The organism is Blastococcus sp. SYSU D01042, from assembly GCF_054050515.1.
Genome location: NZ_JBJGZM010000011.1, coordinates 102,954 through 125,500, shown reverse-complemented (window position 1 = coordinate 125,500; position 22,547 = coordinate 102,954). Strand labels below are relative to the sequence as shown.

At 76.2% G+C, this 22,547-nt stretch carries 21 protein-coding genes; 4 read left to right on the top strand and 17 right to left on the bottom strand.

The annotated features are described in order from the left end of the window. Positions 1-7: 7 nt before the first annotated feature. The 4 genes from nudC to ACI79H_RS17935 form a co-directional block, all read right to left on the bottom strand. On the bottom strand, positions 8-973 hold the full coding sequence (nudC, locus tag ACI79H_RS17950) for an NAD(+) diphosphatase (RefSeq protein WP_456555782.1): 966 nt from the start codon (positions 971-973) through the stop codon (positions 8-10). Further along, on the bottom strand, positions 970-2,331 hold the full coding sequence (locus ACI79H_RS17945; protein ID WP_456555781.1) for a M16 family metallopeptidase: 1,362 nt from the start codon (positions 2,329-2,331) through the stop codon (positions 970-972). Before ACI79H_RS17945 ends, nudC begins: the two co-directional genes overlap by 4 nt. Beyond that, positions 2,328-3,638 carry a M16 family metallopeptidase gene (locus ACI79H_RS17940; protein WP_456555780.1) on the bottom strand — a complete coding sequence of 437 codons (1,311 nt, stop codon included), beginning with the start codon at positions 3,636-3,638 and terminating at the stop codon, positions 2,328-2,330. The genes ACI79H_RS17945 and ACI79H_RS17940 overlap by 4 nt, the downstream gene beginning before the upstream one ends. 81 nt (positions 3,639-3,719) lie before the next feature. Continuing rightward, entirely contained in the window at positions 3,720-4,607 is an 888-nt protein-coding gene (locus ACI79H_RS17935) for a DUF2510 domain-containing protein (protein WP_456555779.1), read from the bottom strand. A 56-nt stretch (positions 4,608-4,663) separates the two neighbouring features. Between ACI79H_RS17935 and ACI79H_RS17930 the strand changes: the two genes are divergently transcribed. Then, positions 4,664-5,434: a putative protein N(5)-glutamine methyltransferase gene (locus ACI79H_RS17930; RefSeq protein WP_456555778.1), complete on the top strand. Its 771-nt coding sequence runs from the start codon at positions 4,664-4,666 to the stop codon at positions 5,432-5,434. Here the strand turns inward: ACI79H_RS17930 and ACI79H_RS17925 are convergent. After that, entirely contained in the window at positions 5,431-6,840 is a 1,410-nt protein-coding gene (locus ACI79H_RS17925; RefSeq protein ID WP_456555777.1) for a M20/M25/M40 family metallo-hydrolase, read from the bottom strand. The two genes, ACI79H_RS17930 and ACI79H_RS17925, sit on opposite strands and share 4 nt — an antisense overlap. A gap of 56 nt (positions 6,841-6,896) precedes the next feature. On the opposite strand from ACI79H_RS17925, the gene ACI79H_RS17920 reads away from it, so the two are divergent. After that, entirely contained in the window at positions 6,897-7,742 is an 846-nt protein-coding gene (locus ACI79H_RS17920) for an alpha/beta fold hydrolase (protein ID WP_456555776.1), read from the top strand. 3 nt (positions 7,743-7,745) lie between these two features. Here ACI79H_RS17920 and ACI79H_RS17915 read toward each other — a convergent pair whose 3' ends face one another. The 11 genes from ACI79H_RS17915 to ACI79H_RS17865 all read right to left on the bottom strand — a co-directional run bounded on the left by ACI79H_RS17915 (position 7,746) and on the right by ACI79H_RS17865 (position 20,709). Further along, on the bottom strand, positions 7,746-8,240 hold the full coding sequence (locus ACI79H_RS17915) for a GNAT family N-acetyltransferase (protein WP_456555775.1): 495 nt from the start codon (positions 8,238-8,240) through the stop codon (positions 7,746-7,748). A 40-nt stretch (positions 8,241-8,280) separates the two neighbouring features. Continuing rightward, positions 8,281-11,595 (bottom strand): UvrD-helicase domain-containing protein, encoded by a 3,315-nt coding sequence (locus tag ACI79H_RS17910; protein WP_456555774.1) that lies wholly within the window; start codon positions 11,593-11,595, stop codon positions 8,281-8,283. Next, positions 11,592-14,783, bottom strand: a complete 3,192-nt coding sequence (locus tag ACI79H_RS17905) for an ATP-dependent helicase (RefSeq protein WP_456555773.1) — start codon at positions 14,781-14,783, stop codon at positions 11,592-11,594. The genes ACI79H_RS17910 and ACI79H_RS17905 overlap by 4 nt, the downstream gene beginning before the upstream one ends. A gap of 67 nt (positions 14,784-14,850) precedes the next feature. Next, positions 14,851-15,015, bottom strand: coding sequence for a hypothetical protein (locus ACI79H_RS17900; protein ID WP_456555772.1), 165 nt, complete (start codon positions 15,013-15,015; stop codon positions 14,851-14,853). Positions 15,016-15,061: 46 nt separating this feature from the next. After that, entirely contained in the window at positions 15,062-15,532 is a 471-nt protein-coding gene (locus tag ACI79H_RS17895; protein ID WP_456555771.1) for a GNAT family N-acetyltransferase, read from the bottom strand. Between the two features lie 28 nt (positions 15,533-15,560). Continuing rightward, entirely contained in the window at positions 15,561-16,313 is a 753-nt protein-coding gene (locus ACI79H_RS17890) for a transglycosylase domain-containing protein (protein ID WP_456555770.1), read from the bottom strand. A 4-nt stretch (positions 16,314-16,317) separates the two neighbouring features. After that, a complete protein-coding gene (locus ACI79H_RS17885; protein ID WP_456555769.1) occupies positions 16,318-16,701 on the bottom strand; it encodes an MGMT family protein in 384 nt (127 codons plus the stop codon). Between the two features lie 44 nt (positions 16,702-16,745). Next, the gene (locus tag ACI79H_RS17880; RefSeq protein WP_456555768.1) at positions 16,746-17,327 is read right to left on the bottom strand and encodes a TIGR03086 family metal-binding protein; all 582 of its coding nucleotides are present in this window, start codon (positions 17,325-17,327) and stop codon (positions 16,746-16,748) included. Between the two features lie 71 nt (positions 17,328-17,398). Continuing rightward, positions 17,399-18,559 carry an adenylyltransferase/sulfurtransferase MoeZ gene (gene moeZ / locus ACI79H_RS17875; RefSeq protein WP_456555767.1) on the bottom strand — a complete coding sequence of 387 codons (1,161 nt, stop codon included), beginning with the start codon at positions 18,557-18,559 and terminating at the stop codon, positions 17,399-17,401. Positions 18,560-18,666: 107 nt separating this feature from the next. Next, positions 18,667-19,590, bottom strand: coding sequence for a DUF3152 domain-containing protein (locus tag ACI79H_RS17870; RefSeq protein WP_456555766.1), 924 nt, complete (start codon positions 19,588-19,590; stop codon positions 18,667-18,669). An 87-nt stretch (positions 19,591-19,677) separates the two neighbouring features. Further along, the gene (locus ACI79H_RS17865; RefSeq protein ID WP_456555765.1) at positions 19,678-20,709 is read right to left on the bottom strand and encodes an alpha/beta fold hydrolase; all 1,032 of its coding nucleotides are present in this window, start codon (positions 20,707-20,709) and stop codon (positions 19,678-19,680) included. A 70-nt stretch (positions 20,710-20,779) separates the two neighbouring features. Here ACI79H_RS17865 and ACI79H_RS17860 point away from each other — a divergent pair, with 70 nt between their 5' ends. Together ACI79H_RS17860 and ACI79H_RS17855 are read left to right on the top strand one after the other, a co-directional pair. Then, positions 20,780-21,427 carry a TetR/AcrR family transcriptional regulator gene (locus ACI79H_RS17860; protein ID WP_456555764.1) on the top strand — a complete coding sequence of 216 codons (648 nt, stop codon included), beginning with the start codon at positions 20,780-20,782 and terminating at the stop codon, positions 21,425-21,427. 98 nt (positions 21,428-21,525) lie between these two features. After that, positions 21,526-21,765: a DUF3107 domain-containing protein gene (locus tag ACI79H_RS17855; protein ID WP_456555763.1), complete on the top strand. Its 240-nt coding sequence runs from the start codon at positions 21,526-21,528 to the stop codon at positions 21,763-21,765. Between the two features lie 54 nt (positions 21,766-21,819). Here ACI79H_RS17855 and ACI79H_RS17850 read toward each other — a convergent pair whose 3' ends face one another. Continuing rightward, entirely contained in the window at positions 21,820-22,470 is a 651-nt protein-coding gene (locus ACI79H_RS17850; RefSeq protein ID WP_456555762.1) for a ferritin-like fold-containing protein, read from the bottom strand. Positions 22,471-22,547 lie beyond the last annotated feature (77 nt).

The following is a 22,547-nucleotide window of genomic DNA, read 5'->3' as shown; positions in this document are numbered from 1 at the left end:
CGACGACCTAGTCGTCGAACTCCCCGGAGAGCCAGCGGTCGATGATGTTGCGGGCGATGGACACCGCGGGCGGCAGGGCGGACAACCCGTCCCCCTCGAGCAGCTGCTCGCGCGAGAACCAGCGCGCCTCCTCGATCTCGTCGGGATCGAGCACGAGCTCGCCGGCCCGCTCGGCGCGGGCGACGAAGCCCAGCATGAGCGACTGGGGGAACGGCCAGGGCTGGCTGCCGACGTAGCGGACGTCGGTGACGACCAGGCCGACCTCCTCGGCGACCTCCCGGGCGACCGCGGCCTCGGCGGACTCCCCCGGCTCCACGAACCCCGCGAGCACGGAGAACCGGCCCGGCGGCCAGATCGCCTGCCGGCCCAGGACGACCGACCCGGCGCCGTCGTGGACCAGCATGATCACCGCGGGGTCGGTGCGCGGGAAGATGTCGGTGCCGGTGGTGGGGTCGCGCTGGACCCAGCCGGCGCGCTCGATGGTGGTCGGCGCCCCGGTCAGCGGGCTGAACCGGTTGCGCTCGTGCCACTCGATGATGCCGATGGCCTGGACCAGCAACCCGGCATCCAGGTCGCCCAGCACCGTGCCGAGGTCGCGCAGGCCGGACCACGAGTCGACCGGCTGCCCGTTGACGGTGAGCGCCCGCTCCCCGCGGACCGCGGCGTAGGGCACGCCGTCGGCCTCGCCGAGGAACACCGCCCCCGCCGGCAGCGCGGGCTGCTCGTCCCAGAGCAGCTGCGGCCCGCCGGAGGTCTCGCGGACCGGCACGGCGCGCTGGGAGTCGACGGTGAGCACGCGCACCGGGCGGCCGCCGGCCGGGTCGGGCAGCGCCCGGGCGAGGTGCGCCCGGTCGTGGGCCACGCGGGACAGCACCGGCACCGGCCCCTTCGACGGGGTCGCGCCGTCGGGCCACGCCGAACGCGACGGCGGCGGGTTGTCGGCCGGCGTGCTGCCGCCCGGCGGGACGGTCACGCCCCGGCGTCCCGTCGCACGGTGAGCGGGCCGAGCGCGGCCAGCTGCTGCTCGGCGGTGCCCGCGTCCCCGACGACGACGGCGGTGAAGGCCGAGGGGGCGAGGTACCGGCGGGAGACGTCGAGCACCTGCTCGACCGTCACCGCCTCGAGCGCGCGCTGGTGCTCGGCCAGCCAGCCGACCGGCAGCCCGGCGCCGACCAGGGCGGACAGCGTGCTCGCCAGCCCCGCGTGCGTCGCCGTCGACAGGGCCATGCTGCCCAGCACGTAGCGGCGGGCGGCGTCCAGCTCGGCCTCGGTGACCGGGGTCAGCGCCATGCGCCCGAGCTCGTAGACGGTCTCCATGAGCGCCGCGCCGGTCACCTCGGTGGCGACGTCGGCCTCCACCAGCAGGGACGACGACGCGACCTGGTGCTCCACCCCGCCGCGCGGGCTGTAGCTGTAGCCGCGCCGCTCGCGGATGTTCTCGACCAGCCGCGAGGAGAAATAGCCACCGAAGACCATCGCGGCCAGCCTGACCGCGGCCAGGTCGGGATCGGTGCGCCCGGGAGCCGGTCCACCGAGCCGGATGTTGGACTGCACGGCACCGGGCCGGTCGACGAGCTCGAGGACCGGGTCGTGCAGGACCGGCGAGGGCGCGGACTCCCCCGCCGCCTTCGCGCCGGCCCAGCCGGCCAGGGCGTCGGCGACGGCGTCCGCCGCGGCAGCCGGGTCGAGGTCGCCCACGAGGACCAGCGTGCTGCCCTCGGGCAGCACCCGCTCGCGGTGCAGCCGCCGCAGCGCGGAGCCGGTGACGCCCGCGACCTGCGCCGGGTCGGGCAGCGAGATGGCGTAGGGGTGGCCGGCGTAGCGGCGCGCGTTGAGCGCCGCCCGGGCGAGCACGGCGGGCTGCGACCGGGCGATGGTGATCCGCTCGGCCAGCCGGTCCCGCTCCCCCTCGACGCCGTCGGCCGGGTACGTCGGGCTGGTCAGCAGCTCGGCGAGCACGTCCAGCACCGGGCGCAGGCCGCCGGGCAGCAGCGTGGTGCCGAACAGCAGCCGGTCGCTGTCCACCGACACCGACATCTCGGCGCCGTGCCCCTGCAGCAGCTGGGCGATGCCGGTCTGGTCGTGCGAGGCGGTGCCGAGCAGGACCGCACCGGAGAGCACCGAGGAGCGGGCGGTGTGCACGCCGGCCGACCGCGCGCTCGCGGCGGCGAACGGCACGCGCAGCCGCAGCTCGATGAGCGGGACGCCGGGCCGCGGGACGACGACCACGCGCAGCCCGTTGGCCAGCGTCGTCTCCGACGCGACCGGGACCGGCTGCGGCCGCGGCTCGCCGAGCGGCGGGATCAGCGAGAGGTCGAGCGCCGCCGTCACGCCCGGCCTCCCGCCGGGCGCAGCTCCAGCTGGGCGACGGTGCCGGGATCGAGCCCCCGGGCGGCGACCTGCACCTGCTCGGGGGTGACGGCGGCCAGCCGGGCGGCGAGCTCGCCGGCGAGCTCGGCCCGGCCGTGCACCAGCTCCGCGGAGGCGAACGCGAGCGTGCGGCCGAGCACCGAGTCGGCCTGCCGGAGCAGCTGGGCCTCCGTGCGCGCCTGCACGCGGCGCAGCTCGTCGGCCGCGACGCCGTCGGTCGCGATGCGCGCGATCTCCTCGTGCACGGCGGCGGTGACCCGCTCGACCGGCACGCCGGTGGGGTGGTGCACCTGGGTGGTGAGCAGGGTGGCGTCCCGGACGTCGAAGGGATCGCCGAACAGGCCGACGTAGCTGCTCTGGGCGATGGCGGTGCGGTCGTCGTGGATCAGCCGGCGCTCCAGCCGCGAGGCGTCGCCCTCGCTGAGCACCTCGGCCAGCAGCACGCTGCCCAGGTAGGAGTCGAAGTCGGCGACCGGGTCGGGCACCCGCCAGCCGAGGGCCACGGCCGGCGCGGTGACCAGCCGGTCCTCGACGACCGCCGCGCGGACCGACGTCGGCGACGGCTCGCCGGTGGCGGGGGTCGGGGGCACCTCGCGGGCGGCGACGGGGCCGAAGTACCGCTGCACGAGGCGTTCGGTCTCGGCGACGTCGAGGTCACCGCCGATGCACAGGACGGCGTTGCCCGGGGCGTAGTAGCGGTGGAAGAAGTCGGCGGCGTCGTCGACCGTCGAGGACTCCAGGTCGACGAACGAGCCGTAGCCGTCGTGGGTGTTGGCGAAGCTCTCGAACGCGACCGGCGGCAGCTGCAGCCAGGGGAAGGCGCCGTAGGGCCGGTTGAGCACGTTGACCCGGATCTCCTCCTTCACCACGTCGATCTGGTTGCGGAGGTTCTCCTCGGTGATGGCCGGTGCGGCCATCCGGTCGGCCTCCAGGAACAGCGCGCGCTCGAGGGCCTCGGCCGGGAGCGCCTCGAAGTAGTTCGTGTAGTCCTGGTGGGTCGAGCCGTTGAACGTCCCTCCGGCGGCCTGCACCAGGCGGGCGTGCTCCATCTTCGGCACGTGCGCCGAGCCCTGGAACATCATGTGCTCGAAGAGGTGGGCGAACCCGGTGCGACCCTCGGGCTCGTTGCGCATCCCGACGTCGTAGAACACGCTCACGGCCACCACGGGCACGCTGCGGTCGGGAGCCAGCACGACGCGCAGACCGTTGGCCAGCGTGAACCGTTCGACCGGGTGCCGCAGGGTCAGTTCCGTCGCGGCTGCAGTCACGCGGACGACAGTAATCGCGGACCTCGCCCGGGCGCTGCGCGGTGGGCGCCGAGGCCGTCCTCCCTCACGGTGGCGCGGGTCTCACAGCACGTCGACGGCCTCGACGAGCCGGTCGATGACGCCGTAGAGCTCGGCGTGGGTGTTGGGGATGGAGATGTAGAGCAGCGCGGGCACGGGGCGGCCGACGTCGACGAGCAGCAGGGCGGCGCGCTCCCCCGAGGCGTCGTAGCCCTCCACGTCCCAGCTGAGCTGGAACTCGATCAGGTGGGCAGCGTGCCCGTCGACGGTGAGCGCCTCGTCGCGCATCACCCGCCGCTCGTTCGGGCCGGGGTAGTAGTTGGCCCGCACGCTGTCGGCGAGGGCGGCCACCGTCGTCGCCTCGCTGCCCGGGCCGGACCAGCCGAACCCCTCGGCCACCGGGCCCGAGGTGACCTGGGCGATAAACTGCCCGGACGGGGTGTCCTCCTGGGTGGTGAAGTACTGGCCGGCGACCGTCGTCGTCTCCGCCATGAAGGCCATGTCGTACTGCAGCCAGCCGGTGCCGAGGTAGGGGTAGGCGATCCCGGCCGCCTCGTCGACGATGCGCACGGTGCCGGGCGCGAAGCTCGGTCCCGACGGCGCCTGGCCGGTCGCCGGCGGGGGGTCGGCCAGCAGCGCCGGCTCGTCGCCTCCCCGGGTGACGACGAGTGCCAGCACCACGGCGACGACGACGCCGAGGACGGCGGCGACGATCCACGGCGCCCGGCGGCTGCGAGCCGGCCCGGTGGCGACCGGCCTCCACGGCTGGGGTGGCGGTGCGGCCGGGCGCTGCGGTGCCAGGACCGGCGAGCTCTGGACGCTGACCCCCGGGCCGGCCGGCGTCGCGACGTCGGACCACGCCGAGCCGCTCCACCAGCGCACCATCCCGGGGGTGCCGTCGGGGTCGGCGTACCAACCCGGCGGCGGCGCGGGCTGCCCGGACGAGGTCACGGCCCAACCCTAGGCCGCGCGCGTAGCGTCCCCGGCACATCGCCGAAGGAGGTCGCGTGCAGGTCGTGCCGGCTCCGGCCGCCGTGGTCGACCGGCTGCGCGCCGCCGGCTGCGTCTTCGCCGAGGACGAGGCCGCCCTGCTCACCGCGGAGGCGGGGACCTCCGCGCGGCTCGAGGAGCTGGTCGCCCGGCGGGCGGCCGGCGAACCGCTGGAGCACCTGCTGGGCTGGGTCGCCTTCGACGGCCTGCGGATCGCGGTCGGGCCGGGGGTGTTCGTGCCGCGGCGGCGGACCGAGCTGCTGGTGGCCGAGGCGGCGGCGCTGCTCCGGCCGGGCGCCACCGTCGTCGACCTGTGCTGCGGCTCGGGCGCGGTGGGTGCGGCGCTGCTGGCGCGGTCCCCCGGCATCGAGCTGCACGCCGCGGACGTGGACGCGGCGGCGGTGCGCTGCGCCCGGGGCAACCTGCCCGGGGTCCCGGTGCACGAGGGCGACCTGCTCGCCGCCCTGCCCGGGCGGCTCCGGGGACGGGTCGACGTGCTGGTGGCGAACGTGCCCTACGTGCCCAGCGCAGCGGTGGCGCTGATGCCCCCCGAGGCGCGCGAGCACGAACCGCGCGTCGCCCTGGACGGCGGGGACGACGGGCTCGACGTCGCCCGGCGGGTGGTCGCCGGCGCCGGGGACTGGCTGGCGCCGGCCGGGTCGCTGCTGTTCGAGGCCGGCGAGGACCAGGTCCCGCCCGCCGTCGCGTCGCTGGCGACGGCCGGGCTGCGCCCGCGGGTGGTCGTCGACGAGGACCGGGGCGCGCTCGTCGTCGTCGGCACGCGCTAGCGCTGCTGCGCGGCCAGCTCCCGCCACAGGTGGGCCGCGGCCTCGGCGCACCGGTGCAGCATGGGGACGAGCACGCGCTCGTTCGGCGAGTGGATCCGGTCGGTGGGCAGCCCCGCGCCGAGGAACAGCAGGGGCGCGCCGAGCGCCCCGGAGAGCTCCGCCTCGGGTCCGCTGCCGCCCTCGCGGGTGAACAGCACGTCGGCGGGGTCGGTGTCGAAGGCCTGCCCGATGGCGCGCAGCAGGGCGTCCATCGCCGGGGAGTCCAGGTTGCTGGCGCAGGGGGCGACGCCGCCGGGCGGGGTGTGCACCTCGGCCGTGATGCCGTCCGGGACGTTGGCCTCGACCCAGGCGCGCAGCTGCGGTCCGACGTCGGCAGGGACCTGGTCGGAGACCAGCCGGAAGGTGACCTTGGCGTGCGCCTCGGCCGGGATGATCGTCTTGTGGCCGGGGCCGGTGTAGCCGCCCCACATGCCGTTGACCTCGGCGGTGGGCCGTGCGCCGGTGCGCTCCAGCGTTGAGTAGCCGGACTCGCCGTAGGTGGCGCGCGACGCGGCCGGTCCGGCCAGCCAGGCCTGCTCGTCGAACGGCACCCGGGCCATGAGCCCGCGCTCGCGCTCCGACAGCGGGCGCACCGCGTCGTAGAACCCGGGGAGGGTGACCCGGCCCTGGTCGTCGTGCAGCTTCGCGAGCAGCTCGGCCAGCGCGTGCAGCGGGTTGGGCACCGCGCCGCCGAAAGAGCCGGAGTGCAGGTCGACAGCCGGGCCGCGCAGGGTGATCTCGGCGTCGGCCAGGCCGCGCATGGCGGTGACCGCGCTCGGGACGTCGGGTGCGGCCATGCCCGTGTCGCTGACGACCACGACGTCGCAGTCGAGCCGGTCGCGCCGCTCGTGCAGGAGCGCGGCGAAGTGCGGGGATCCCGACTCCTCCTCCCCCTCGACCAGCACCTTGACGGTGACGGCGGGGGTGTCCCGACCGGTGGCCGCGAGGTGGGCGCGCAGCCCGAGCAGGTGGACGATCAGCACGCCCTTGTCGTCGCTGGCGCCGCGGCCGTGCAGCTCCGGGCCGTCCGGCCCGTCGACCAGCGTCGGCTCGAACGGCGGGTGCACCCACAGCTCCGGCGGGTCGACCGGCTGCACGTCGTGGTGCCCGTAGACGAGCGCGACGGGTGCGTCCGGGTCGGCGCTGGGCCACTCCGCGAACACCGCCGGCGCACCGGCGGTCGGCCAGATCTCCACCGTCGGGAAGCCGGTGCGGCGCAGCGCGTCGGCCAGCCACTCGGCGCTCATGGCGACGTCGGGAGCGTGCGCGGGGTCGGCCGAGATGGACGGGATGCGCACCCACGCCGCCAGGTCGGCGAGCAGCTCGTCGGCGTGGGCGGACACGAAGGCGCGTTCCGGGCTCGTCACGGCCCCGACGGTAGTGCCGGGCGCGGCGCGGGCCGCTCCCGGCTAGCGTCCCGGGCATGCCCGGAGAACTGCTGCGCACCGATGTCGGCGACCTGACCTTCGACGTGCGCGTCGACGGGCCCGAGGACGGCCGGCCGGTGCTGCTGCTGCACGGCTTCCCGCAGACCTCCGCGTGCTGGGCGGCCGTCACGCCGCTGCTCGCCCAGGCCGGGCTGCGCACCTACGCACCCGACCAGCTGGGCTACTCCCCCGGGGCGCGACCGGGCGAGGCGGACGCCTACGCGGCGCAGAACCTGGCGCAGGTCACCGCCGACCTGATGACGGCGCTGGAGATCCCGGTCGCCGACGTCGTCGGGCACGACTGGGGCGCCAACGTCGCGTGGACGCTGGCCGCCTGGCACGCCGATCGCGTCCGCTCGCTCACCGCGGTGTCGGTGCCGCACCCCGCGGCCTACACCGCGGCCTTCCGGGTGGACCCGGAGCAGAAGGAGCGCTCGGGCTACATCCGGCTGTTCTGGCAGGAGGGCAAGGCGGAGGAGGTGCTGCTGGCCGACGACGCGCGCCGGCTGCGCCGGATGTACGACGTCGAGAACAGCGGCATCTCCCCCGAGCAGGTCGACGAGTACGTGGCGGTGCTCTCCGCGCCGGGTGCGCTGACCGCCGCGCTGAACTGGTACCGGGCGATGAGCTCGGACAACCGGGTGGACACGGTCACGGTGCCGACCACCTACGTGTGGAGCGACGCCGACGTGGCGATCGGCCGCACCGCGGCCGACGCCTGCGAGCAGTTCGTCACCGGCGACTACCGGTTCGTCGCCCTGCCCGGCGTCACGCACTGGATCCCGGAGCAGGCGCCCGAGCAGCTGGCGGCGGCGATCCTGGACCGCGTCGCCTCCAGCTGAGCGTCAGAGCTGCTTGTAGTACCGGACCATCGGCAGCGGCCGGAAGCCCGCCTTCTCGTAGGCGGCGCGGGCCGGGGCGTGGCCGGGATCGCCGCCGGTGCCGATGACGGCGAGGCGGGCGCCGTGCTCGCGCATGCGGTCGACGGCGTGCTCGATCAGTGCGGCGGCCGTGCCCCGGCGCTGGGCGTCGGGGTCGACCGCGATCATCTCGATCTCGCTGCTGTCAGGCTCGCCGTGGTCGGGCCCGTGGTGGACGACGGAGACGAAACCGACCGGGCGGCCCCCGTCGTCGGCCACCCAGGTGTGCATCGCCTCGTCGCGGAGGGTCTTCTCGACCGCCTCGGCCTGCGAGGCGCTCCAGTCGGGGAAGAGGTGCCGGTAGACGCCCTCGCCCAGGACCTCGCGGAAGGACGCGAACACCGGCGCCCACGCCCGCAGCGACAGGGCGACGACGGCCTCGACGTCGGTGTCGGCGAGCGGGCGGATCGTCACGGGCACGGCCTCACTGTCCCGGGCCGGTCAACCGGCTTTCCTCCGCTCAGCTGCCGGCGCCGGTGACGAGGTCCAGCAGCGCCGCCTCGTCCAGCAGGTCGACGGGGCGGACGGTGTCCCCGGCGGCCACGTGGTGGAAGCCGGCGCTGACCTGCTCGACCGGGACGCCGGTGAGCCGCGACCAGCCGAGCCGGTAGGCGGCCAGCTGGACGGCGGCCGCGGCGAGCTCCGCCCCCCTCGGCGGCGGGCCGGTCTTCCAGTCGATGACCTCGTAGCCGCCGTCCTCGCGGAGGAAGACCGCGTCGATGCGGCCGCGCAGGCTGAGCGGACCCAGCGGGGTCTCGAACGGCACCTCCACCTCGACCGGCTGGCGGTCGGCCCACTCGCTGCCGAGGAACGCCTCCTGCAGGTGCGCCAGCTCGGCGTCGGGGGCGGCGAACTCGTCACCGGACCCGGGCAGCTCGTCGAGGTCGACCAGCCGCGCGGCGCCGAAGCGCTCCTCGAGCCAGGTGTGGAAGGCGGTGCCGCGCCGGGCCTGCGGTGCGGGTGCGGCGGGCATCGGGCGGCGCAGGCGGCGGGCCAGCTCCCCGGGGTCGCGCCGCAACGTGACCAGCGCCGACACCGACAGGTGGGAGGGCAGCGGCACGTCCACGGTCGGGCCGGCGTGCCGGGCGCGCTCGCGCAGCAGCAGGTCGGCGTCCCGCACCCACGACGCGACGAGCGGGTCGTCGTCGACGAGCTGCAGTGCCGGGTCCAGCGGGTGCGGTGCGGCGGCCTCCACGAGCTCCGCGGCCGCGGTGAGCGCGCGGCGCCGCCGGACGGAGAGCGGATCGGTCGGCCACACGCCGATCGGCCACTCCTCCAGCGCCGGGTTGGTGGCGCCGTCGGCCGGCGCCTCCGCCCAGTGCACGACCTCCCCGGCGCCGGCCTCGCACGCCTCGCGCGCGGTGTGCAGCAGCACCGAGGGGCCGCACGGGTTGACGCCGTCGCGCCACCAGCTGCCCGAGCACAGCAGCAGGTGCCGCGCCCGGGTGACCGCGACGTAGCCGAGGCGGATCTCCTCGTCGCGGCCGAAGTCCTTCCAGTCCTGCACGTACTGCTCGAGTGCGTCCCGCACCGCGGCCTGGTCCCCGGAACCCGGGACCGGGAGCTGCAAGCGGGGCAGCTCCGCGCGGTCGGTGAGCCGCAGGTCGACCGGGACGGCGCCCGGGTCCTTGATCCAGGAGTCGCTGGCGTTGCTGCGCGAGGGGAACTGGTCGACGGTCATGCCCGGCACCGCGACGACGTCCCACTCCAGGCCCTTGGCGGAGTGCCCGGTGAGCAGCTGCACCGCCTCGGGGTTCACCGCGACCTCGCCCGGTTCCAGGCCGCGCTCGCGCTCCTCGGCGTCGCGCAGGTACCCCAGGAACGCCGGCAGCGAGGGCAGCTCGGCCAGCTCGGTGAACTCGGCGGCGACGCCGTGCAGGGCGTCGAGGTGCGCCCGGGCGCCGGCCGGGCTGGCCTCGGGCGCGCTGGCCAGCTCGGTCTCCAGGCCGAGGGTGCGGGCGACCTCGTCGACGAGGTCGGGCAGCGACTCCCCCAGCCGGCCGCGCAGCGCGGCCAGCTCCGCACCGAGCCGGCGCAGCCGGCGGTGGCCCTCGGGCGAGTAGCCGGACGCCTCGCCGAGGTCGTCGAGCGCCTCGATGATCGAGCCGCGCTCGACGGGTGCCTCCAGGGCCGGGCCGGCGCCCTCGTCGTCGGGCCGTGCCGGGCGGCGGGCGTGCACGAGCGCCCGGGCCCGCGCCTCGAGGGCGGCCAGGTCGCGCGGCCCGATGCGCCAGCGGGCGCCGGTGAGCAGGCGGCCGAGGGCGTCGCCCGCGGTGGGGTCGACCAGCACGGTCAGGGTGGCCACCACGTCGGACACCTCGGGCACCTCGAGCAGCCCGCCGAGGCCGACGACCTCGACCGGCAGGCCGCGCTCGCGCAGGGCGGCGGCGATGCCCGGCAGCTGCTTGCGGGTGCGGGCCAGCACCGCCACGGTCGGGTGCTTCCCGTCGGACCGGGCGACCAGCGGGTCCTCGTTGCGCCAGCAGGCCGCCAGCCGGTCGGCCAGCGCCGCCGTCTCCTCGGCGATGGTCCCGTACAGCCCGACGGTGACCGCGCCGCGGCCGGCGGTCGGCGCCGGCGCCAGGTCGGGCAGCGGGTGCGCGGGCGGCGGGAGCATCGCCGAGACCGCGTTGGCGACGCCGAGGACGCTCTCGTCGTTGCGCCAGCTGGTGGCCAGGGTCAGCCGCTCCGCCCGGCGGCCGCCGGTCCCGGGGAAAGTGCGGTCGAAGCGCTCGATCGTGCCGGCCGAGGCTCCCCGCCACCCGTAGATCGACTGCCGCGGATCGCCGACGGCCAGCACCGGGTGTCCGGTGCTGCCGCCGAAGAGCGCCTCCAGCATGCGGAGCTGGCCGACGCTGGTGTCCTGGTACTCGTCCAGCAGCACGACCTTCCAGCGCGCCCGCTCGCGGCGGCCCACCTCGGGCGCTGCGACGGCGATGCGGGCCGCGTAGGCGACCTGGTCGGCGTAGTCGATGGACCCCATCGCGCGCTTGCGCGCCTCGAACGCCTCGACCAGCGGCAGCAGCGCCACCCGCGCCTTCTGGCGCGCGAGCACGTCGGTGACGTCCTTGTACGGCCCGCGCTTCTTCGGGGCGTCGGCGTACCCGGCGATCTGCGCCTGGAGCCGCGCGGTCCAGTCGCGCAGCGCCGCGGGGCTGACGTCGTGCTCCCCCAGCTCGGCGGCCAGGGCCAGCACGTCCTCGACGGTGGTGAGCGGGGTGAGCGGGACGTCGCTCATGTCGCCGGTCCACGCGGTGACCACGGTGGCCGCCTGACCCCAGCACATCGCCGGGCCCAGCACGCCGGCGCCGGGCTCGACGCCGATCCGCAGCCCGTGCTCGGCGACCAGGGCGGCCGCGTAGCCGTGGTAGGTGGCGACCGTCGGCTGCGCGACGGCGAGGCGGTCGCGCAGCTCCGGCGCGGTGTCGGGGTGGCGGGCCAGCGCGCCCAGGCGCAGGTGCACCCGCTCGTTGAGCTCGCTGGCGGCCTTGCGGGTGAAGGTGAGCCCGAGGATCTCCTCGGGGGCGACCACCTGGTTGGCGACCAGCCAGGAGACGCGGGCGGCCATCGTCTCGGTCTTGCCCGAGCCGGCGCCGGCCACGACCACCAGCGGGCGGTCGGCGGGTGCCTCGACGACGCGGGCCTGCTCCGGGGACGGCGCGTAGGAGAGCCCGCAGCGCGCCGCGACCTCGGCGGGCGTCAGCACCCGGCGCGGGGCCGCCGGCTCCTCGGCCGCGCCGGCGAGCAGGTCGTCGAACGACAACTGCTCCGTCATCCGGTCACCTGCCGGCCGCGCTCGTGCATGGGGCAGCTGCGGCGGGCCGGGCAGCGCGAGCAGTGGCTGCCGGTGCGGACCTCGAAGCTGGCCGCGCCCATGCCCTCCCCCACGTCGGTGATCAGCTCGCCGGCCCAGGTGCTCGCCACCGGCACGTCGGCGGGCAGCGGCTGCTGGTGCTGCTCCTTGGCCTTGGCGCCGGCGCCCACCTGCAGCAGCGCCGCCCCTCCGGGCACCTCGCCGTGGCGGCCGAACCCGCCGGCGGCCACCGCCACCTGGTAGGCGGCCAGCTGGCCGTGCTCCTCGGTGTTCTTGGCGGGCGTCTTCCCGGTCTTCAGGTCGACGACGACCAGCCGGCCCTCGGCGTCCCGCTCCAGCCGGTCGACCTGGCCGCGCAGCCGGGCCCGGCCGACGACGACGTCGAAGTCCTCCTCGACGCCGACCAGCTCGCGGTCGTTGGCGGCGTGCCAGCGCACGAAGCGGGCCAGCATGTCCTGGGCCGCCTGCCGCTGCCGCTGGTCGGCCCAGCCGGGGCCCAGGTCGAGCTGGTCGAGCTCGCCGTCCAGCACGGCGGGGGCCTCCGCGGGGGGCAGCCCCTCGGCGACCTGCTGGGCGACGGCGTGCACCGCCGTGCCGACGGTGCGGGTGGAGTCCGGGGACGCCTCGGCACCGACGGCGCCGAGCACCCACCGCAGCGGGCAGCGCTGGAAGGTCTCGATGTGCGAGGGCCGGACGCGGACGTCGGCGTCCTCCGGCACCAGGGGCGCGTCGTCGGACAGCGCGGCCAGCCCCCACCAGTGCCGCGGCGAGGCACCGGGCACGCCCTCGTCGGCGAGCCGGCGCAGCACCGAGGCGGCGGCCGACCGGCGCTCTGCCGGGGTGGCGGGGTCGGTGACGGCGCGGCGCAGCTCGGCGACCAGCGCGGGCAGCGTGAGCGAGCGCGGCAGCTCGGTGAGCGGGCGCCCCTCCTCCGGTGCCGGCTCCACGAGCTCCAGGAAGCGCGACGCCGTCGCACCGGCGTCGGCCCCGTCGAGGGCGCCCTGGACGGCGGAGACCAGCAGCCGGCGGCGGGCCCGGGTGACGGCGACGTAGAACAGCCGCCGCTCCTCGGCCAGCGCCAGCGCCCGCCGGTCGACCGCGGCGCCGTCGATCCCGGCCGCCCGCTCGACGAGCACCTCGGCGCCCAGCAGCGAGGAGCGTTCGCTGAGGTTGGGCCACACGCCCTCCTGGACCCCGGCGATGCAGACGAGGTCCCACTCCAGCCCCTTGGACGCGTGCGCCGTGAGCAGCCGGACCGTCTCCCCGGCCGACGTGCGCGCCGCGCCGGTGTCGCCGGGCAGCTCCTGCGCCGACAGGTGCGCGAGGAAGGCGCGGACGTCGGCGCTGGGGAGCCGGTCGACGAAGCCGGCGGCGGCGTCGAACAGCGCGACGACGGCGTCCAGGTCGCGGTCGGCGACAGCGCCGGGCGGGCCACCCGCCGCGCTGGCCCGCGCCCACTTCGCGGCCAGGCCGCTGCTCTGCCACATCGCCCACAGCACGTCCTCGGCGGTGCCGTCCTGGGCCAGCGCCAACCGACCCGCCCCGAGCACCGCGGCGACCCGCAGCGCCGGCCGGGCGACGTGCTCGGGCAGTTGCTCCAGCAGCGCGTCGTCCTCCAGCGCCATCGCGAGCGGAGCCCCCCGCTCCGCGGCGTCGACGCCCTGGCGTGCCAGCGCGACCCGCACGGCGCGGCGCATCCGGCGCAGGTCCAGCACGGTGGCGTCACCCAGGGGCGAGGCCAGCAGCGCCTCGGCGGCCGGCTCGTCGAGGCCGGGCGGGCCGCCGTCGTCCGGACCGGTGCCGGCACGGGGAAGCAGCGCCGCCAGGGCGCCGAGGAACGGGGCGACCGCCGGCTGCCCGGCCAGCGGCAGGTCGTCGGAGGAGACGCCGACCGGCACCCCCGCGGACGCCAGCGCCCGGCGCAGCGGGCCGAGCGCCGCCGCGGTGCGGACGATGACGGCCATCTGCGACCACGGCACGCCGTCGAGCAGGTGCGCGCGGCGCAGCCGGTCGGCGAGGTAGGCGGCCTCGAGAGAAGCCGAGCCGAACACGTGCACCTCGGCCGCGCCCGGGTCACCCGTCCCGCCCGCCGTCAGGCGGCGGTGCTCCCAGGGGCCGGGCAGGCCCTCGACGGCCTGCCGGCTGATCCGCAGCAGCTCGGCGCCCGACCGCCGGGAGACGCCCAGCGACACACGGCCGGCCGCGCGCCCGTCGGTGTGCCGGAACCGGTCGGGGAACTCGGTGATGCCGCGCGGCTCGGCGCCGCGGAAGGCGTAGATCGACTGGTCGGGGTCGCCGACCGCCACCAGGTTGCCGCCCCGGCCGGCCAGCAGCTCGAGGAGCTCGACCTGGGCCGGGTCGGTGTCCTGGTACTCGTCCACGAACAGCCAGCGGGCGCGCTCGCGCTCCTGCCGGAGCAGCTCGGGGTCGCCGTCGAGCTCGGCGATGGCCTGCCGCACCAGCTCGGCCGGGTCGAAGCCGGACGCGTCGCCGCGGCCGAACGTGGAGAAGGCGGTGACGCCCTCGTACTGCTCCTGGAAGGCGGCGGCGGGCACCCAGTGCTCGCGACCGGTCTCCCGCCCCCACGCAGCCAGCTGCTCCGGGCCCACGCCGCGCTCGGTGGCCCGCAGGAGCAGCTCGCGCAGCTCGGTGCGGAAGCCCTCGGTGCCCAGGGCGGGGGCCAGGTCGGCCGGCCAGCGGACCGCGCCCTCCTCCTCGGCGTCGCCGCGCAGCAGCTCGGCGATCACGGCGTCCTGCTCGGCCGAGGTCAGCAGCCGCGGGGGCGCCTCGCCGCGCAGCACGGCGGCCCGGCGCAGGACGCCGTAGGCGTAGGAGTGGAAGGTGCGCGCCAGCGGCTCGCGGATAGTCCGCCCGACGCGGGCGGTGACCCGGGTGCGCAGCTCCGCGGCGGCCTTGCGGCTGAAGGTGAGGACGAGGATCTGCTCCGGGTCCGCACCCGCCTCGATGCGGGTGGCCACCGCCTCGACCACGGTCGTGGTCTTCCCGGTGCCGGGACCGGCGAGCACCAGCAGGGGCCCGGACGGGTGGTCGACGACCGCCTGCTGCGTCGGGTCGAGCCGCGGCCGCGCGGCGCGCGGCTGCTCCCCCTGCACCAGCCGGTAGACCGGCGCTGCTCCCCCGTGTGCCACCTCTCGATTGGAGCACGCCGCACCGACAGTTCCGGGACCCCCGCGGCGGGGAGGGCGTCGTCCCCGGTCAGGCCAGGGCGACCTCGCGCAGACCGGCCTCGACCACGAGGTCGGCCGCGGTCGTCAGCCAGCCGGCGACCTGCAGCAGCGGCCACGGACCCTCGTCGTCCAGGGACGCCGTCGTCGCGACCAGCGCGGCCTGGGCGACCGCCCGGCATGCCATCGTGTTCATGCCCAGGAGATCGGCACGACCCGCCCGGTGCTGTAGCGCGCCGGGTTCAGGCCGGCGGGACGAGCTCGTGGACCAGCGTGCCCGGCTCGGCGCCCGGCGCGGGGACGAACCCGAGCCGCTCGTACAGCCGGCGCGCCGGGTTCCCCTGCTCGACGCTGAGCGCCAGCGCGGGGAGCGACCGGCGCCGCGCCTCGGCGACCGCGGCGCGGACCAGCTCACCGCCCAGCCCGGCGCCGCGGTACCCCGGCAGCACGCACACGCTGAGCTCGGGGACGCCGGCCCGCACGAAGCCGTAGCCCGGAGCGCTCGCCGGGAAGAGGGTCGCCCACACCACGCCGGTCGCGTCGTCCCCGGCGGTGGACACGAAGCCGAACTCGGGCGCCGTGCGGTGATAGGCGGCCAGGTGCGGATCGGCGTCCACGTCCGCGACGGTGAACCGCTCCGCGGCCCAGTTGACGTTCCACCAGGTCGCCAGGCGCAGCAGCAGGCCGTCGTCGTCCAGGGCCCGGATCCGCACGGCCCGACCCTCCCACGGCCGGCCCCGATCAGCCCTCGACCAGCCGCCAGGGCGTGACGGCGACCTGGTCGGCCTCGGCGCGGTCGAGCGTGCCGACCTCCACCAGCCGGTCCAGGACGTGCGCCTGCCGGGCCTGCGCCCGCTCCGGGTGCACCAGCGGGTCGAAGGCGCTCGGCGCCTGCACCAGGCCGACCAGCATCGAGGCCTGCGCCCAGTCCAGCTCCGCGGGGGTCAGGCCGAAGTAGCCCTGCGCCGCGGCGCCCAACCCGTAGAAGCCGTGCCCGAAGTAGGCGGCGTCGAGGTACATCCGCAGGATGTCCACGTTGCTCCACGCACGGTCGATCTTGACCGCGAGGACCACCGCGCGCGCCTTGGCCAGCGGATCGGTGGCGCCGTCCTCGTAGACGACCCGGGCCAGCTGCTGGTGCAGCGTGGAGCCGCCGCGGTCGTGGCCGCTGACCACGCCGAGCGGCGCCCGCAGCGCCCCCCGCCAGTCGATGCCGATGTGGTCGGCGAACCGGCTGTCCTCGGTGGCCAGCAGGGCCGCGGCGATCCGCACGGGCACCTCGCCCTGGAGCGCCGTCCCGTCGAACGCCGCCAGCCGCGCGTCGACCCGCGCCCGGGCGTCGGCGACGCCGGGCGTCGTCGTCCAGCCGGCGCCGAGGAGCAGCACCGCCAGGACCACGGTCCCCAGGAGCACCCGGCGCGCGAACCGGCGCAGCCGGGGCGCGCGGACGGGTGGGGCGGGGGTCGCGGTGCGCTGCTGGCTCAGGTCCGTCACCCCCTCATCCGACCGTGCGGGACCGTCCTCCCGCGTCGTCCCGGGAGGCGATCTTGCGCGATCCGGCGTCAGACCTGGGGACGACGGGCGTGTCGTCGTCGGGCCAGGCGCAGGCGGCCAGGTCGACCCTCCCGCTGCGGAGCGGCACCCCCTCGGCGGCCAGCAGCTCCAGCTGCCGCACCCGCACCGGCTCCGCGGCGCTCCCGTCGGCCCGCACCACCCGGAACCACGGCACCGCCCCGCCCCCGGAGCTCAGCGCCCGCGCGACCCGGCGCGGGCCGACACCGACCAGCCGCCCGATCGCGCCGTAGGTGCTCACCCGCCCGGGCGGGATCTGCTCCACGACGTCGAAGACGGCCTCGTCCACGTCGAGCACGGCGTCGTCCACCCGGGCATCGTGCCGGTCGGGACGGCGGCCCGGCAGCCCCTGCCCTAGACGTCCTTGCGGCCGAAGCGGGCCAGGAGACGGGTCTGCGGGCTCGCCGCGGCCGACACGTCCAGCGGCGGGTCGAAGGCACCCGGCACGCCGTCCTCGGGCAGCTGCTCGCCGAGGACCAGTGCGGCGGTGACCAGCTCGCCGTCGAGCACGGTGTCGCCGCCGGTCGCCCGGGCGAGGTCCCACGCGTGGACGGTGAGGTCGGCGGTCATCTCCAGGATGTACTGCGCCGCCGGCGTCGGTCCGCGCTGCAGGTGCACGGTGTGCCGCAGGGCGTCGTCCTCGGCGAACGCGGACAGCGCGCCGTCCGCGGCGGTCTCCCAGCCGGTCAGCGGGTCGTCACCCAGCAGGTCGCCGGTGTCGTCCGGGAAGCGCCCCTCCGCGAAGGGCTCGCCGGCCAGCAGCGGCGGCGCCCACAGCTGCTCGCTGATCAGGTGCGCGACCAGGTCGGCCACCGTCCAGCCGGGCAGCGCCTGGTCCTCCCACTGGCCGGGTTCGACCGCGTCGACGCGGTCGGTGAAGGCGGCCTGCGCGCGCTGGAAGAGTTCGAGCAGCTCGACGGGCGAGAAGTCGGCCATGCAGCCAGTGAACATGGCGAGGGCCCGGCCCGCCTCCCCGGAGGGAGGCCGGACCGGGCCCTCGGCTGCGCTCAGTAGGTCGGGAGCGTCTTGTCGATGCGGGTGGCCCACGAGGTCACGCCGCCCTGCACGTGGACGGCGTCCCGGAACCCGGCGGCCTTGACCGCGGCGAGCACCTCGGCCGAGCGCACACCGGTCTTGCAGTGCAGCACGATCGGCTTGTCGTTCGGCAGCTGGGCCAGCGCCCGGCCGGACAGGATCTCGTCCTTGGGGATCAGCTTCGCGCCCGGGATGGACACGATCTCGTACTCGTTGGGCTCCCGGACGTCGATGAGCTCGAAGTCCTTGCCGGCGTCCATCATGTCCTTGAGCTCGTCGACGGTGATCGTCGAGCCGGCCGCGGCCTCCTGCGCCTCCTCGGAGACGACGCCGCAGAAGTTGTCGTAGTCGATCAGCCCGGTGATCGGCTCGCCCTCGGGGTCCTTGCGCACCTTGATGGTGCGGAAGGTCATCTCCAGGGCGTCGTAGACCATGAGCCGGCCGAGCAGCGTCTCGCCGATGCCGGTGATGAGCTTGACCGCCTCGGTGGCCTGGATGGCGCCGACCGTGGCGCAGAGGACGCCGAGCACGCCGCCCTCGGCGCAGCTCGGGACCATGCCGGGCGGCGGCGGGACCGGGTAGAGGTCGCGGTAGTTCGGGCCGTGGTCGTTCCAGAAGACCGACACCTGGCCGTCGAAGCGGTAGATCGAGCCCCACACGTACGGCTTGCCCAGCAGCACGCAGGCGTCGTTGACCAGGTAGCGCGTGGCGAAGTTGTCCGTGCCGTCGACGATGAGGTCGTACTGGCTGAAGATCTCCATCACGTTGTCGTTGTCCAGCCGCGTCTCGTGCAGCCGGACGTCGATCAGCGGGTTGATCTCCTTGATGGAGTCGCGTGCGCTCTGCGCCTTGGACCGGCCGACGTCGGACTGCCCGTGGATGATCTGCCGCTGCAGGTTGGACTCGTCGACCGTGTCGAACTCGACGATGCCGAGGGTGCCCACGCCCGCGGCGGCGAGGTACATGAGGACCGGCGAGCCGAGACCGCCGGCGCCCACGGCGAGCACCTTGGCGTTCTTCAGGCGCTTCTGCCCGTCCATGCCCACGTCGGGGATGATCAAGTGGCGGCTGTAGCGGCGGACCTCGTCGATCGACAGGTCGGCGGCGGGCTCCACCAGGGGTGGCAGGGACACGCGGGCTCCTCCGTGTGGCGGTCTCGCCGGCCGGGCCGGCGCGTTCATCGGCACAACAGCGTGCCAGCCGGGAACCTTCCCGCCGGATGCAGCCCCGTCGCTCGCCGCTACGGGTAGGGCCAGGCGTTCTTGGCGCAGCCGTTGAGGCCCAGGGTCTGCTGCTGCATCACCGGCGCGAGGCGGCCGGCGCCGGGGCAGGGCTCGTGGCCCTGGCCGAGGGCGTGGCCGACCTCGTGGTTGACCACGTACTGCCGGTAGGTCGCGACGTCGCCCTCGTAGTCCGGGACGGCGGTGGCCCAGCGCGCCAGGTTGATGACGGCGCGCTCGCCGTAGCGGCAGGAGGTGTAGCCGCCGGTGCCGACCCCGGGGCAGTACGTCTCCATGTTGCCGGGGCTGACCAGCGTCACCTTGAACTCGTACTGCGACGCCGCGGCCTCGGCGGCACCGACCCGCTGGAAGGACATCCGCCCGCCGCCGCCCCAGGACCGCGGGTCGCCCAGCGTCGCCTCGACGGCCGCGGCGAACCCGGCGCCGTCCACGTCGATGCCGTCCTCGACCTCGACGACGAAGCGGCGCAGCGGCCCGGTGCCGTACACCTCCGAGGAGCCGTCGACGACGGAGACGGTGCCCGCGCCCTGCTGCACGTAGGTCGCCACCTCCGGGGCGGGCGGGACCACCTCGGTCGGCTCGGCGTCGCCCTCCGCGGGGGCGTCCGGCGCACGGCCGGCGTCGGGCAGCGGCAGGACCGCCGGGGTCGGGGCCGTGGTCCCGGCCGCGTTGCTGACGGCGGGGACGGCGTCGGGGGTCGCGTCCCGCGCGACGTCGACCAGGGCGAACAGCGTGGCCACGGTGAGGAGCGGGATGGCGTAGGCGCGCCACCCGTACCGGCGGACGAAGCCGCGCACCGGGCCGTCGGGCGTGCGTGCCCGCACCCGCACGGGGTCGGGGGCGGCGGCCAGCGGGCCGGGTCGTGCGCGGGCGGGCCGGCGGTCGCGGAGGTCGCCGCGGCCGTCGGTGCGGCGTCCCTGCACTCCGACCTCCCTGGCACCCGTCCGACGTCCCCGCCAGCGTCTCACGCTCCGTGGCGTGTCGGCCGCAGCCCGGGACCCCGCTCCGCGTCAGCCCGCGGGCAGCTGCTCCAGCAGGCCGAGCACCGCGCGCGCCGTCGGCTCCGGCGCCTCCAGCATCGCCACGTGGCCGACGCCCTCGAGGACCCGCAGGCGGGCGTCGCGCACGACCGCCGCGAGCCGCGGGGCGAGCGCCGGGTCGACCAGCTTGTCGCGGTCGCCCCACACCACGAGCGTCGGCTGCTGCAGCGCGCCGGCCATGCGCCAGGCGTTGGCCCGGCCGACCCGCAGGTAGGAGGTGATCAGCCCGCGCATGCTGCCGGCCAGGGCCCGGTCGGCCCACGGCTGCTCCGCGCGGGTCCGCATCTCCGCGACGGCCTGCTCCACCCGCTCCTCCGGCACGAGCTCCGGGCGGCCGAAGCACATGCGGATCATCGAGCGCACGTTCTGCTCCGGGGTCACCCCGGCCAGGCGGCGCTCGGCCAGCGAGGTGGCGCCCGGCAGCAGCAGGAGCAGCAGCGCCCGGCTGAAGGCCGGCGGCACCCGGTAGACGGGCATCGCCGGGGAGATCAGCGTCAGTGTGCCGACGAGGTCCGGCCGCCGGGCGGCGACCAGCAGGCTGACCAGCCCGCCGAGGGAGTTGCCGAGCAGGTGCACCGGGCGGTCCTGCGCCTCGCCGGGCTGCCGCCGCACGTGCTCGAGGACGTCGACGACGGCGCGCACGTGACCGCGGATGGAGTACCGGTCGCCGGCCGGCGGGTGCGACGAGCCGAACCCCGGCAGGTCGACCGCCCAGCCGTCGACGCGGACGGCGAGCAGCGCGGCCAGGTCGGTCCAGTTCGTCGAGGCGCCGCCCAGGCCGTGCACGTAGAGGGCGCGCTCGCGCGGGGCGCCGTCGCGGTCGCCGTCGACCGGCCCGGTCCACGGCGTGCACCGGACGAACACCTCGCCGCCCCCGACCGGCAGGGGCGACCCCGGCCACGGCGGCAGCAGCCGGCCGAGCTCCGGCAGCGCCGTGGTCGAGTCGGGTGCCTCCAGGACCGGTGACGGCGCACCGGCGGCGGACCTGGGCTTCTCGGGCATCGGGACGACGGTAATCCAGCGCCGGCAGCCGTGACCGCCGTGGAGAACCCGTCGGTAACATCCCCGCACCATGCAGCCGCCACGCCCAGCCCCCGCAGCCAACCGGCGCACCTCCCGCCTGCCGCGGGGCGCCCGGCGCGTCCAGCTGCTGCGCGCGGCGCAGGACGTGTTCGTCGCGCAGGGGTTCCACGCCGCCGCCATGGACGACATCGCCGACCGCGCCGGGGTGAGCAAGCCGGTGCTCTACCAGCACTTCCCGGGCAAGCGGGAGCTGTACCTGGCGCTGCTGGAGGAGCACGTCTCGGAGCTGGCCGACCGCGTGGCGGAGGCGATGGGCCGCACCGACGACAACCGGGCCCGCGTGGACGCCGCCGTCGGCGCGTACTTCGACTTCATCGACGCCGAGGGCGAGGCCTTCCGGCTGGTCTTCGAGTCCGACCTGCGCAACGACGCGGACGTCCGGGCGATCGTCGACCGCGGGACCGGCGTCTGCGTCGAGGCGATCGCCGAGGTGATCGCCGCCGACACCGGCGCCGACGCCGAGCGCGCGCTGCTGCTGGCCGCCGGGCTGACCGGCCTGGCCGAGTCCAGCGCCCGCTGGTGGCTGCCGCGCAAGGGCACCGTCTCCCGCGACGAGGCGGTGGCCATGATGTCGGCGCTGGCCTGGCGCGGCATCTCCGGCTTCCCGCGGGTCGACGCCGGCCACCCGCTGGCCTAGCCGACGTTCGCTGTCGGCGCACCCGCTCCGGCGGCCCCCCGCCGCGCGGCTGGACTAGCGTTGACCCCGGTAGCGCGAACCGAGGAGGCATCGCCCACGTGGAAGTCAAGATCGGCGTCCAGCACTCGCCCAAGGAGCTGGTCATCGACAGCCCCAAGACCCCTGACGAGATCCAGGCGGACGTGGCAGCGGCCATGTCCGGCTCGACCAAGGACGGCCTGCTGACCCTGGTCGACGAGCGGGGTCGCCGCGTCGTCGTCCCCGTCGACCGGATCGCCTACGTCGAGATCGCGCAGCCCGACCAGCGTCGGGTGGGCTTCATCGCCGGCACGGTCTGAGCCCGGGCTCACGAGAGGGGCGTTCCGCGATGCGCGGAGCGCCCCTCTCCGCTGTCACGGGTTCAGGCCGAGTGCGGTCATCCGCTCGGTGTGCGCGCTGGTGATCCGCTCGATCAGCCGGCCGACGCCGGCCAGGTCGCCGGTGCCCGTGATGATCAGGTCGGCCAGCCCGTCGTGCTCGGCGATGACCGCCTGCGACCGGGTGATGGCCTCGCCCACGAGCCGCCGTCCCCACAGCGCCAGCCGGCCCGCGAGCCGGCGGTCCGCGGCGATGGCCGCGCGCACCTCGCGGACGGCGAAGTCGGCGTGGCCGGTGTCGTCGAGCACCTCGAGCACCAGCGCCCGGTCCTGCTCGGGCAGGAAGGCGGCGATCTCGCGGTAGAAGTCCGCGGCCAGCCCGTCGCCCACGTAGGCCTTGACCAGACCCTCCAGCCAGGTGCTCGGCCGGGTGCTCTCGTGGAAGGTGTCCAGCGCGGAGGCGAACGGCGCCATGGCCGCGGCCGGGTCGGCGCCGAGCTCCACGAGCCGCTCGGTGAGGCAGACGTGGTGGCCGATCTCCGCGGCCGCCATGCGGGCCAGCGCCGCCCGGCCGGTGAGCGTGGGCGCGAGCCGGGCGTCCTCGGCGAGCCGGTCGAAGGCGGTCAGCTCCGCGTAGGCGAGCACGCCCAGCAGATCGACGACGGCGCCGGACTCGGGCTGGCTCACACGCGTCTCCTGGGGCTCGGGGCTGGCGCGCAGAGGCTAACCGGTCGCCGCGCTACCATGGGCCCCGGTGGGCCGCA